Here is a 12,040-nt window from a genome sequence, read left to right on the forward strand (position 1 = left end):
GTCTAGATCACTTACGCAGTCCAACATCAGTTGGGTATACATTCATGCACTGTGGGCATAAACCTAGGCATTGCACATCTGCGTGCCGTCGTCGCACTCGCCGATCATGCGAGCTTCACCGCGGCGGCCGCGTGGCTGCAGGTCTCTCAACCGAACCTGAGCCGCACCGTTGCCGAGGCGGAACGCCGTCTGGGCGTGCGGCTGTTCGTGCGCACCACCCGCAGCGTCGACCTCACCGGTGACGGCCACGAAGTGACGGCCTATGCCCGTCGGGTATTGCTCGAGTTCGATGACGGCCTGGAGCAGATCGGACGCTTCGTCTCGGGCGACCGCGGAACCGTGACGATCGCATGCTTGCCGTCGATCGCGGCGATCTTCTTGCCCCCGTACATCGTCGAGTTCCGTCGCACCCACCCCGACGTCTCGGTGCACATCAAGGACGGTCTGCGCGACGACGTGGTGGCCTCCGTCCGCGACGGTTCCGTGGATTTCGCAGTGGTGGCGGCTTCGGGACGAGCGAACGATCTGATGCGCACGACGATCAGCGCCGACGCATTCGTCTGCGCGCTACCGCCGAATCATGCTCTTGCACAACGCATAAGCCTGTTATGGACCGACCTCGCCGACGAGCCGTTCATCGCCTTCGGCCCGGAGTCGAGCATCTCCTCACACGTACGATCGGCCCTGGAAAGCGCGGGAGTCGACGTCGGGCCGTCTGTTCAGGCACACAATGTGGCCGCCGTCGCGGGCCTGACCGCTGCCGGCTTGGGCATCACCGTCATCCCGGAGCTGGTGGTGCCGGTGATGTCGTTCGCGAACCTGGTCTACCTGCCGATCGAGCCGACGATCCACCGGACCATCTCCGTCGTCCAACTGCCCGGACGACGCCAGAGTGCAAGCTGTTCGGCGTTCCTGAGTGTTCTGGTGCCGCCCCCGAACGGATGAATGTGGCATTCAGTTCATCTGAGCGACTGAAAGGCGCATTGATCCCAAATGGGAGGGGCGGGCGGACTGTGGACCGAAATCTGGTGCCGCCCTGGAACGAATGAATGGCCCATTCACAACGTCTGAGCGCGTGAATGGGCCATTCATTCGATGGGGAGGTGAGCCCGGAAGAACTACTGCTTCGCCGACTCCAGCGCCTCGTTGAACGTCTTCGACGGACGCATCACGGCAGCGGTGGCTTCGGGGTCGGGATAGTAGTAGCCGCCGATGTCGACTGCCTTGCCCTGGACCTCATTGAGTTCGGAAACAATTTTCTCCTCGTTCTCCGACAGGGTCTTCGCCAGCGCCGCGAAATGCTTGGCCAGTTCGGCGTCCTCGGTCTGCTCAGCGAGTTCCTGCGCCCAGTAGAGCGCGAGGTAGAACTGGCTGCCACGGTTGTCGAGTTCACCAGTCGAGCGCGACGGTCCCTTGCTGTTCTCGAGCAGCTTGCCGGTCGCGGCGTCGAGTGCCTTGGCGAGGATGGTCGCCTTGACGTCGCCGGTCTTGATACCCAGATCCTCGAGGCTCACGGCCAGTGCCAAGAACTCGCCGAGCGAGTCCCACCGCAGGTGGTTCTCCTCGATGAGCTGCTTGACGTGCTTGGGAGCCGAACCACCCGCACCCGTCTCGTACAGTCCGCCGCCGGCCATCAGAGGAACGATGGAGAGCATCTTGGCGCTGGTGCCGAGTTCGAGGATCGGGAACAGGTCGGTGAGGTAGTCGCGCAGGATGTTGCCCGTCGCGGAGATGGTGTCGAGTCCACGGACCAAACGCTCCATCGTGTATCGGATCGCGCGAACCTGCGACATGATCTGAATGTCGAGGCCCTCGGTGTCGTGATCCTTCAGGTACTTGCGCACCTTGCCGATGAGCTCGTTCTCGTGCGGGCGGTACGGGTCGAGCCAGAAGACGACCGGCATTCCCGACTCACGTGCACGACGCACGGCCAGCGCGACCCAGTCCTGGATCGGAGCGTCCTTGACGATGCACAGGCGCCAGATGTCGCCCTCTTCGACGGTCTGCGTCAGCAGGACCTCGCCGGTGGCAATGTCGGTGATGTTGGCAGTACCGGCCTTCGGTGCCTCGAAGGTCTTGTCGTGCGAGCCGTACTCCTCGGCCTTCTGCGCCATCAGGCCGACGTTGGGAACGGTGCCCATCGTCGTCGGGTCGAACTGGCCGTTGGTCTTGCAGAAGTTCACCATCTCCTGGTAGATCCGGGAGAAGGTCGACTCCGGGTTCACAGCCTTGGTGTCCTTGGGACGCCCGTCCGCTCCCCACATCTTGCCGCCGGCGCGAATCATCGCGGGCATAGATGCGTCGACGATGACGTCGCTGGGCGAGTGGAAGTTCGAGATTCCGCGAGCGGAGTCGACCATCGCGAGCTCCGGACGGGTCTCGTGACACTTGTGCAGGTCTTCGATGATCTCGTCACGCTTCGATGCCGGGAGCGTCTCGATCTTGGTGTAGAGGTCCGACAAGCCGTTGTTGACGTTGACGCCGAGCTCTTCGAAGATCTCGTTGTGCTTGGCGAACGCGTCCTTGTAGAACACGCGGACGGCGTGGCCGAAGACGATCGGGTGCGAGACCCGCATCATCGTCGCCTTGACGTGCAGCGACAGCATGACGCCGGTCTCGTAGGCGTCCTGCATCTCGGCCTCGTAGAAATCCAGAAGCGCCTTCTTGCTCATGAACATCGAGTCGATGACGTCACCGTCGGTGAGCGAGACCTTCTCCTTGAGCACGATCGGCTCGCCGTCGGCCGGAATGAGCTCCATCTTGACCTCACGGTCGCCGTCGACAACCGTCGACTTCTCACCGTGGTAGAAATCGCCCTCGCGCATGTGCGCGACATGGGTGCGCGACGCCATCGACCACTCGGTCATGCTGTGCGGGTGCTTGCGCGCGAACTCCTTGACGGCCTTCGGCGCACGGCGATCCGAGTTACCTTCGCGCAGAACAGGATTGACCGCGCTGCCGAGGCACTTGGTGTACCGGTCGCGGATCTCGCGCTCTTCGTCGGTCTTCGGGTTGCCGGGGAAGTCCGGGATCGCGTAGCCCTTGTCCTGAAGTTCCTTGACGGCCGCGAGCAACTGCGGCACCGACGCGCTGATGTTCGGCAGCTTGATGATGTTGGTCTCGGGCAGCTGCGTCAGCTTGCCCAGCTCGGCGAGGTTGTCGGTCACTCGCTGGTCTTCGTTCAGGTAATCGGGGAACTCGGCGAGGATGCGGTTGGCAACGGAGATGTCACTCGACTCGACGTTGATCTCGGCCGCGCTGGCGAAAGAACGTATGACCGGCAGAAACGCGTGAGTCGCCAGCATGGGCGCCTCGTCGGTCAAGGTATAGATAATGGTCGGCTTCTTCGCAGTCATGTTTCGCCTTTGCCTCAGTTTCAACGTCGTCTTTTGGATGCGTCCACCGTCGACTTTAATCTTTGAACCCGCCGATGTGCGGGGCAGTGGGGTATCACTCCGTCAACGGTTCCAAGTTACCGACCAGTAGGGCGCTCAAAGGATTTCGCGACCCCGCCCCGGCCCGCCTCTGACCACCATCGGAGCATCCGTTTTGCCCGGATCGGAACAATGGTGCCCGTCCCGAGCGTTGACCGGAGCATGACGACCTACAAGACTGTCAATCCTGCCGACGGCACAACTGTCAAGGAATTCGAAACTCTCGACGATGCCGGCGTCGAGCGCGCACTCGCCGATGCACACGCCGGTTTTCAGACCTGGCGCAAGACTTCACCGAAGCACCGCGCGGAAATCCTGCACAAGGTCGCTGATCTCTACACCGAGCGTTCCGATGAACTGGCTCGCACGATCTCGCTCGAAATGGGCAAGCCCCTCACCGAATCCCAGGGCGAGGTGGAACTGTCGTCGAACATCTACCGCTACTACGCCGACTACGGCCCCGCGCTGCTCGAGGACGAGAAGCTCGATGTCCCCGGCGCGGAAGACACAGTGCTGCAGCGCAAGCCGGTGGGCGCACTCGTCGGCGTCATGCCGTGGAACTTCCCGTACTACCAGGTTGCGCGGTTCGCCGGCCCGAACCTGATGGTGGGCAACACGATTCTGCTCAAGCATGCGCCCAACTGCCCGCAGTCGGCGCTGCTGATGGAGGAGATCTTCCAGCAGGCCGGACTCCCCCGGGACGCGTACATCAACATCTTCGCGACCAACGACCAGATCGCGGACATGATCGCCGATTCTCGCGTGCAAGGTGTCTCGCTCACCGGTAGCGAGCGGGCCGGAACATCTGTCGCCGAGACTGCAGGACGCAACCTCAAGAAGGTCGTCCTCGAGCTCGGCGGATCGGACGTGTTCATCCTGCTCGACTCCGACGACATGGACGCCACGGTGGAATCAGCAACCAGGGCGCGGCTGTCCAACGCCGGACAGGCCTGCAACGCCGCCAAGCGCATCCTCGTGGCCGAGGACGTCTACGACGACTTCGTCACCAAGCTCGTCGCGTCGTTCGAGGCCGTGCAAACCGGCGACCCGCTGGATGCGAAGACGACTCTCGGACCTCTGTCGTCGCAGACCGCCGCCGACACGCTGATCGAGCAGATCGACGACGCCGTCGCCAAGGGCGCAACGCTGCTGACCGGCGGCAAGAAGATCGACGGACCGGGTGCATTCGTGCAGCCGACACTGCTGACCGACGTCACCCCGGACATGCGCGCGTACAGCGAAGAGCTGTTCGGGCCGGCCGGCGTGATTTACAAGGTCGAAAGCCCGCAGCAGGCAATCGAATTGGCGAACTCCTCGCCCTACGGCCTGAGCGGCTCGGTGTGGAGCGCCGACCTCGACAAGGCCCGGGACGTGGCCGAGCAGCTCGAAGTGGGCATGGCCTTCGTCAACGAACACGGCACCACGCTGCCCGGCCTGCCCTTCGGCGGAGTCAAGCGCTCCGGCGTCGGCCGCGAGCTGGGCCCCTGGGGCATGGACGAATTCGTGAACAAGAAGCTGGTGCGAGTCTCCGCGAAATAGAGCACGATCTCGACCGACGCTGCTCCTCCGCCCCACGGCCGGGGAGCAGCGCGTCTGTCGCTACGTCCGATCGGCTAGGTCTGTCGAACTCGGCTGTAGTTGACCACCTGATCGGCAACGACCAACGCGGACGCGAGGAACACCGTGCCGAGCAGGACCCAAAACGCCAGGGTGACGTCGGGTGCCCACAGAGCCATGACCGACAGTGACGCACCGACGATCGACGGCACGCCGACGTAGGCACCGATCACCACCGACCCACCCAACACCGTGGTGACCGCGATCCGAAGCGCTGCACCGCCGAGCGAACGCTGTCGGACCTGTCCGGTGAACAGCCGAGCGGTGACCCAGACGACGATGGCGAGCAGGACCGCCACTGCCGCGAAGATGGCACCCAAGACCATCGGTGCCGAAGACGAGGGTAGGCCGGTTGTCGACCCGTCGATGACGAGCGTAGTGAGATTTCTTCCCACTGCGGCGATGTGTTCGGCTTCGATTTCACCGTATCGGTTGGTGGACAACACCATTGCCTTGTCCATTCCCGGCACGAATGCAACGTAGGTGTAGAAGCCGGGAACGGCACCGGAATGCCACCACACGTTCTGGCCGGCGATGTTCTCGTGAAACAACCCGTCGCCGTATTCCGTCCCCTGACCGGTGTTTACCTCGGGAGCCGCATCCTCGCCGTCCTGCAGCTCACCGAGTCTCCATGAGGCGTACCGTCCGAGCTCGTCGGTCGTACCGGCAAGGTAGCCGTATCCCAAACCCGCCGAATCGACTCCCACATCGATGGGCCGGGGCGAACCGAAGAAAGGCACATGGCCCGGAGGAACGTCACGAGTGAACTGCGCCGGATCGGTGATGGCGGAGGTGTGGGCCGGCGCGAGAACTTCCGCGCCGAGCGCATCGGCGAACGACTCTCCAGTCACCGTCTCGACCATCGCCTGTAGAAGCATGTAGTTCAGGCTGGAATATCGAAACGACCCACGCTCGGTCGTCCCGGCCGGTTGCGAGATGGTCCCGATCGTGTCGGCTGCCGAATTCCTGCGAGACCAATCGTCGGTGACCGTGATGTCGTGCGGTAGCCCGCTCGTGTGGTGTACCAGATCGTCGACGGTCGTCCTCTGATCGCCCAGCATCCCGGCCGCCTGCGGCACGATATCTACGACGGGAGTCGACGCTTCGAGAGCACCCTGCCGCTCCAGTCCGAGGACGGTGGCCGCAGTGAATTGCTTGGATACCGACCCCCACACGAAAGGCGTTGCGGCGTCGACCGGAACACCGTGGCCGTCGACGCCGCTCGATACCTGTGCCGCCACCGCGTCTCGATCGACGATCTGCACCGACATACCCGGTGCACCGATCTCCGAGGTCCAGCCATCGACGGCAGACTGCAGATCGGACGTCGATATCGTCGCGGCAGCCGCAGGGCCGGGCGCGAGCCCGAGAAGGACGACGACCGACACCAGCACCCCCACAACGGTTTGCCGGATATACATCGTGCCGGTGGTCATCCTTCTCGGGCTCCTTCTCTGTCGTGAACTCGGTTGCTCGGTCAGTGGTGTCCCGCGCCCGAGAGAGAGCGCTTCCATACGCTCGCACCCAGCAATCGCAATGCAGCGGGAACGAGAATGCCGCGAACAACTGTGGCGTCCAAAGCAATTGCTGCCGCGAGCCCCACACCGAGCTGTTTCATCTCCGGCGTGGGCAACAACGTGAACATAGCGAAGATCACGACCATCACAGCCGCAGCCGCGGTAACCGGCGGCGCGGACCGGACCACACCCTGCCGGACGGCATCCTCGACGCCGAGGCCACGACCGAATGCTTCGCGCACCCGAGTGAGGATGAAGACGTGATAGTCCATCGACAGGCCGATGAGGATGACCAGCATCATCACCGGCAGCAGAGTCACCACCGGACCGACGTACTCCGAACCGAACACCGATGCACCCCAGCCGTACTGGAACAACAGCACCAGGATGCCGTAGGACGCGAGAACGGACAGCAGGTTCAGGCCCACGCTCAGAGCGGCCAGCCCGACACTGCGGAACGCGAGGTAGATCAGCGCGAAAGCGACCAGCAGGACGATCGGAATGACGATCAGCAGATCACGCGACGTCGAGTCCGAGACGTCGACACTGACTGCAGTCTCACCACCGACGAGAATGTCACGATCACCGGCGAACTCCGGAACGACGTTGCTTCGCAACTCGTTCAGCGAATCCCTCGCGGACTGCGCATCGATACCGTCTGCGTCGGTGCCGATCTCGACGCGCGCCACCGACTCGTCCGTGGAGACCTGGACGTCACGTACCTGCCCGTCGAATCCGGGCAGCCCCGCCGCGTTCTCGGCGATGTCCGTGAGTGCGGCCGAGGCACCCGCCACGTCACCGTCGGTCTCGGTGACCACGGTGTGGCTGACGCCGTACAGCGGGAACTGCTCGGACACGTCGTCCAGCGTGCGCAGCGTCTCGAAAGTTCGCGGCATGCTGTCGGTTCCCGGAAACTGCAACTTCATGGTCGCAACTGGTGCTGCCAACAAGACCATCACGGCCAGTCCGGCGAGCAGCGCCGGCACCGGGCGCCGAACGACCGTACCCGACAGACGCCCCCAGAAGCCTGTCTCCTCCGTTGCGTCGTTCGGAGTCTTGCCGAACAGCTGCCGGACAACTCGTCGACGCCCCAAGGCCAACAGCGCCGGGAGCAAGGTGATCGACGCGAGCATCGCGGCGACGACGACGAGAATGATGCCGAGTGTGAGCGAGTGAAAAATCGGCGACTCGGTCAGGAATGCTGCGATCACCGACACACCGGTCACCAAACCGGCCACCAGAACCGAGCGCACGGTCATCGACACCGCGATCGTTGCGGCCGCGTCGGCGTCACCGGATCGGGCGAACTCCTCGCGAGCGCGCCTGACGAAGAACAACGAATAGTCCACGCCCAGAGCGAGACCCATCAGCAAGATGACACTCATCTGATTGCTTTCCATGGGCACCAACAACGACGTCGGCCCGCTCCAGAGGATCGCCAGTGCCACCACCGCAAGGCCGGTGACAAGCGGGATCAACGTGGCAATCAGACCGGCGAACACGAGGAACAACACGACGGCCGTGACGGGCAGGCTGAGCATTTCCAGCAACACCAGTCGCTCACCGTAACTGGTGGTCACGTCGGCTTGCACCGAGATGGGCCCGGTAGCCGATACGGCAGCACCCGGGTTGGTCTCGCGGGCGCTCTCGATCGCAGACTCGATCCCCTGCACGCGCTCGGACGGCGATGCCTGCTCATCGGGCAGCAACACCTGCAGAACCCGTTGGTCCCCTGTAGCGGCCGACAACTTCTCCGGCGGCTCCTGCGCCGTCCCTGCCAGGGCCGCGGCCAATTCGTCCGCGATGCGATCGGAGTCCTGCGCCGAGCTGCCCTGCACCAGAATCGTTTCGGTACGCGAGGACAGGAAGTCCGAGCCCGTTTCCAGCTGCTCCGCTGCACCGGATTCGCCTACGAACCCTTCCGCCGGAGACAACTCGGACATACCGAGCCCCACGTAGGCACCGGCCGACAACACAAGCGCTACAAGCCATCCCGCAAGCACTACGAGTCGATGGCGATAACTCCACCTGGCCACTCCCGCGAAACGTTCCAGGATGGAGCCATCCCTCGTCGCACCCTCTATCGGGGGCCTCTCCCTCGTGGTCACCATGACATCTCCTCCTGTCCACGGCTCGACGCCGATGCGCCGACCGACAGACGATTAGTTTCTCTGTCCACGACCGACGCGATCTCGCGCACGGTCAGTCCCTCCACTACATCCGCCAACTGCAACCGCACCCCGAACTCACGGGCGATGCCGTTGACCAAGCGCGCGACCAACAAGGAGTGGCCACCCAGCGCGAAGAAATGGTGATCTGTACCGATCTCTTCGATTCCCAGCAGACGTCGCCACAGCGTCAGCAGCCGCTCCTCGGTATCGGTCTCCGCCGCCCGGCCCGCTGTCGTACCGGCAACGAAGTCGGTGACCACCGGCTCAGGCAACTTCGCGACATCCAACTTCTGACCGACGGTGACCGGAACATCGGCCACGTTCACCAGAGCGGCAGGGACTGCGTGGCGCGGCAACGTGCGATAGAGCTGCGACCACAACTCCGCACGATCGACACCGATCTCCTCGAAGGTGGCGAAATACGCGACGAGAACATCGAGGTCCGTGCCGCCGACCGTGGCATGGGACCACCGAATCCCCGGGTGGGACGCAATCGCTCGTTCCACCTCGCCGAGCTCGAGCCGGTATCCCCGCAACTGCACCTGGTCGTCGGCGCGGCCGTGATACACGAACCGGTCGCCGGCATCGGTACCGACGATGTCCCCGGTCAGATACAGCCGATCACCGTGCCCGGCTGGGTCCGGGACGAACGCTGCTGCAGTCGCGCGAGGGTTTCCGAGGTATCCGTGTGCGAGTTGGGCACCGCCCAACGCAAGCTGTCCGAGGCCGTCGATCGAACCGACATCGTCGGCAACGGGCAGAACCTGCGTTCTCACGCCCGGCAGAGCGGGCCCGATGGGCGTCCGCGGTTCGGCGAGATCCTCTTCTACGAGTTCGCCGCCGGTGCAGGACACCGTAACCTCCGTCGGGCCGTACCAATTGACCAGCCGGCACGGGCCGAAAGACGGTGCGGCCATGACGTCGGCAAGCCTGCCACCGTCGGAGGCTTCGCCGCCCACGAGCAACTGTCGCAGCGCCAGCCCACCACCGACCGACTCGTCGTACGCGCCGAGTTGATAGGCCGCGGACGGTGTGGTCGAGAGCACGGACGCACCCGTCTGCGATAGAAGCTCGTGCAGCCGAGCAGTATCGGCCGCAACACCTTCCACGACGAGGACCGCGGTGGTGCCCGCCCCCACCGATGCGAACAGTTCCCACACCGAAAGATCGAAGGCTGCGGATGACCGCGCTGCCACGACATCGGATCTCGACAGGGCGACCACCCCGCAGGAGGCGTCGAGAAATGCCATTACGGCTCGGTGCGGTACCAGAACGGCTTTCGGCGTACCCGACGTCCCGGACGTGGTGATGATGTAAGCGGGATCGTCGATGCTGCGCGGTGCGGGAGAAGCCGGCTCGAACGAACCGAAGAGAAAGACGACCGCGTCGCCGAGTGCTACCGAAGGCCGGCCGCGCCAGGACGCCGGATGCAGGTCCTCCCACACCACCATGGCGGCCGGCTCGACGGTCTCGAGCAGCAGCGTCTCGACGGCCTGCGGGCTGTTGTACGGAATGACCGTGTACGCAGCACCTGCACCGAGTATGCCCAGCAACGTCGGCAGCAACCAGGAGTCGCGGCGACCCTTCACTGCGACGACGTGCCCGCGACCGACACCGGCGCGAGTCAAGGTGCTGCGGACCTCTGCGCTCCGTTGTTCGAGGGCGGCGACACCCAATTCTCCGTCCACGCAGAGCTGCACGGGACGGTCGCCGAAGCGCTCAGAGAGCCCGGTGAACGCCAGATCGTCGACGAAGGCTGTCACGAGCGCCCCACCGCCGTCAGCGAGCGAGTCACTGCGTCGAACGAGAGCGCCAGTTCCTGCTCGGTGGCCAACATCGACGGACGCCAACGAATCGACCTGGTCCCGCACGGCAGTAGTACCGTGTCGTATTCGTCCAATGCGGTGCCGAGGACTGCGTCGCGCATCTCGCGAGAGGACAGTGTGACGGCCCCCCACAAACCACGCGACCGGGCCGAAGTGGCACGACCGCCCGAAGAACTCACTATTTCGTCGAGTCCGGCGCGCACGAAGGGACCCATCGCGGCCGCTCGCGCGATCACGTTCTCTCGCGCGATGTACTCGTAGAGCAGTGCAAATCGCACCAGATCCACCAACGAACCACCCCAGGTCGAGCTGATCCGTCCTGGTACGGCGAACGCGTTGGTGTCGAGATCGTCGACGCGACGGCCACCGATGACTCCGCACACCTGCAGACGCTTTCCGAACGCCACCAGGTCGGGACGCAGACCCAATGCCTCGTGCGCCCAACGTGTGCCGACTATGCCACCACCGGTCTGGACTTCGTCCGCGATGGTGAGAACGTCGTGCTCGACGCACAATGCTTGCGCGGCTCTCAGGAAGGCAGCGCCCAGGTGTCGGTCACCACCCTCCCCTTGAATCGGCTCGTAGACGAAGCACGCAATTCTCTCACCGTCGGCGACGAGAGTCGCTTCGATCTCGGCGAGTGTCCGGCATTCGGCCTCACTGAGATCGGCTCGGTCGGCTTCGTCACCACCGTCCTCGCCGCGAGCCGGTGCTTCGATTCTGGGCCAGTCGAATTTGGGAAACCTTGCTGTCTTGGCCGGATCGGTATTGGTCAAAGACATGGTGTAACCGCTTCGACCGTGGAAGGCCCAACGAAGATGCAGCGCTTGCAGATTCGATTCGTCGGTGCCCGCTCGCTGGGATTTCCAGTCGAAGGCGACCTTCAGTGCGTTCTCGACGGCAGCCGCACCGCCGTCGATGAGGAACAGATGCGGCATGTCCTCCGGCATCAGCAGACGACGAAAGGTCTCGACCGAATCGGCCAGGACACGGGACGCGAAATCCGGGTTCGAGGGCTTCATCTTGGCTGCTGCCAGAAGCTTTCGCTCGGCTTCGATGTGTGCGAGCGGTGTGGGGTTGTGGCCGAGTGGGGAGGACGAGAAGAACATCCCGAAGTCCAAGACCGGTCGACCGGCCGCCTCGTCCCAGAGGTAGGAACCGGACGACCGCTCGATGTCGATGGTCATCGGTAGAAAATCGCCCACGAGAGTCCGGGCCAGTGACGAGGGGACTCCTGACACAGTGTCGAGGACGGTCATCGTGCCACCCCCAGCGCCCGGCGAAGGGACAAAGGGCGAATATCGGTCCACACGACCTCGATATGGTCCAGGCACGCCTCACGATCACCGGTGAATCCGACCTCGTACCACCCCAGCGGCAGTGGTCGTTCCGCCGGCCAGATCGAATGCTGTTCCTCGTCGTTGCGTACGACGGTCCATTCGGAAATGTTGTCCTGCACTGTGATCCCCTGTTCC

The 12,040-nt window shown here is 63.9% G+C and carries 8 protein-coding genes; 2 read left to right on the top strand and 6 right to left on the bottom strand.

The annotated features are described in order from the left end of the window. The first annotated feature begins 51 nt into the window (after positions 1-51). The gene (locus AC5WEY_RS21730) at positions 52-945 is read left to right on the top strand and encodes a LysR family transcriptional regulator (protein WP_495647495.1); all 894 of its coding nucleotides are present in this window, start codon (positions 52-54) and stop codon (positions 943-945) included. 173 nt (positions 946-1,118) lie between these two features. Here AC5WEY_RS21730 and AC5WEY_RS21735 read toward each other — a convergent pair whose 3' ends face one another. Next, positions 1,119-3,356, bottom strand: coding sequence for an NADP-dependent isocitrate dehydrogenase (locus AC5WEY_RS21735; RefSeq protein WP_495647496.1), 2,238 nt, complete (start codon positions 3,354-3,356; stop codon positions 1,119-1,121). 240 nt (positions 3,357-3,596) lie between these two features. Here AC5WEY_RS21735 and AC5WEY_RS21740 point away from each other — a divergent pair, with 240 nt between their 5' ends. Further along, positions 3,597-4,973 carry an NAD-dependent succinate-semialdehyde dehydrogenase gene (locus tag AC5WEY_RS21740; RefSeq protein WP_495647497.1) on the top strand — a complete coding sequence of 459 codons (1,377 nt, stop codon included), beginning with the start codon at positions 3,597-3,599 and terminating at the stop codon, positions 4,971-4,973. A gap of 74 nt (positions 4,974-5,047) precedes the next feature. Here AC5WEY_RS21740 and AC5WEY_RS21745 read toward each other — a convergent pair whose 3' ends face one another. Genes AC5WEY_RS21745 through AC5WEY_RS21765 form a run of 5 tightly spaced genes read right to left on the bottom strand, consistent with a single transcriptional unit; the run spans position 5,048 to position 12,024 of the window. Further along, positions 5,048-6,487, bottom strand: a complete 1,440-nt coding sequence (locus AC5WEY_RS21745) for a serine hydrolase domain-containing protein (RefSeq protein WP_495647498.1) — start codon at positions 6,485-6,487, stop codon at positions 5,048-5,050. Between the two features lie 41 nt (positions 6,488-6,528). Continuing rightward, positions 6,529-8,679, bottom strand: coding sequence for an MMPL family transporter (locus AC5WEY_RS21750; RefSeq protein ID WP_495647499.1), 2,151 nt, complete (start codon positions 8,677-8,679; stop codon positions 6,529-6,531). Continuing rightward, positions 8,673-10,502 (bottom strand): non-ribosomal peptide synthetase, encoded by a 1,830-nt coding sequence (locus AC5WEY_RS21755; protein ID WP_495647500.1) that lies wholly within the window; start codon positions 10,500-10,502, stop codon positions 8,673-8,675. Before AC5WEY_RS21755 ends, AC5WEY_RS21750 begins: the two co-directional genes overlap by 7 nt. Beyond that, positions 10,499-11,824: an aminotransferase class III-fold pyridoxal phosphate-dependent enzyme gene (locus AC5WEY_RS21760; RefSeq protein WP_495647501.1), complete on the bottom strand. Its 1,326-nt coding sequence runs from the start codon at positions 11,822-11,824 to the stop codon at positions 10,499-10,501. Before AC5WEY_RS21760 ends, AC5WEY_RS21755 begins: the two co-directional genes overlap by 4 nt. Next, positions 11,821-12,024 (bottom strand): MbtH family protein, encoded by a 204-nt coding sequence (locus AC5WEY_RS21765; RefSeq protein WP_495647502.1) that lies wholly within the window; start codon positions 12,022-12,024, stop codon positions 11,821-11,823. Before AC5WEY_RS21765 ends, AC5WEY_RS21760 begins: the two co-directional genes overlap by 4 nt. Positions 12,025-12,040 lie beyond the last annotated feature (16 nt).

Source organism: Rhodococcoides sp. S146-33, assembly GCF_059489205.1.

What these genes read in the sequence shown, in the direction of transcription:
- AC5WEY_RS21745 (WP_495647498.1), bottom strand. Translation starts at nt 6,487, where the DNA reads ATGACCACCGGCACGATGTATATCCGGCAAACCGTTGTGGGGGTGCTG.
- AC5WEY_RS21760 (WP_495647501.1), bottom strand. Translation starts at nt 11,824, where the DNA reads ATGACCGTCCTCGACACTGTGTCAGGAGTCCCCTCGTCACTGGCCCGG.
- AC5WEY_RS21735 (WP_495647496.1), bottom strand. Translation starts at nt 3,356, where the DNA reads ATGACTGCGAAGAAGCCGACCATTATCTATACCTTGACCGACGAGGCG.
- AC5WEY_RS21750 (WP_495647499.1), bottom strand. Translation starts at nt 8,679, where the DNA reads ATGGTGACCACGAGGGAGAGGCCCCCGATAGAGGGTGCGACGAGGGAT.
- AC5WEY_RS21740 (WP_495647497.1), top strand. Translation starts at nt 3,597, where the DNA reads ATGACGACCTACAAGACTGTCAATCCTGCCGACGGCACAACTGTCAAG.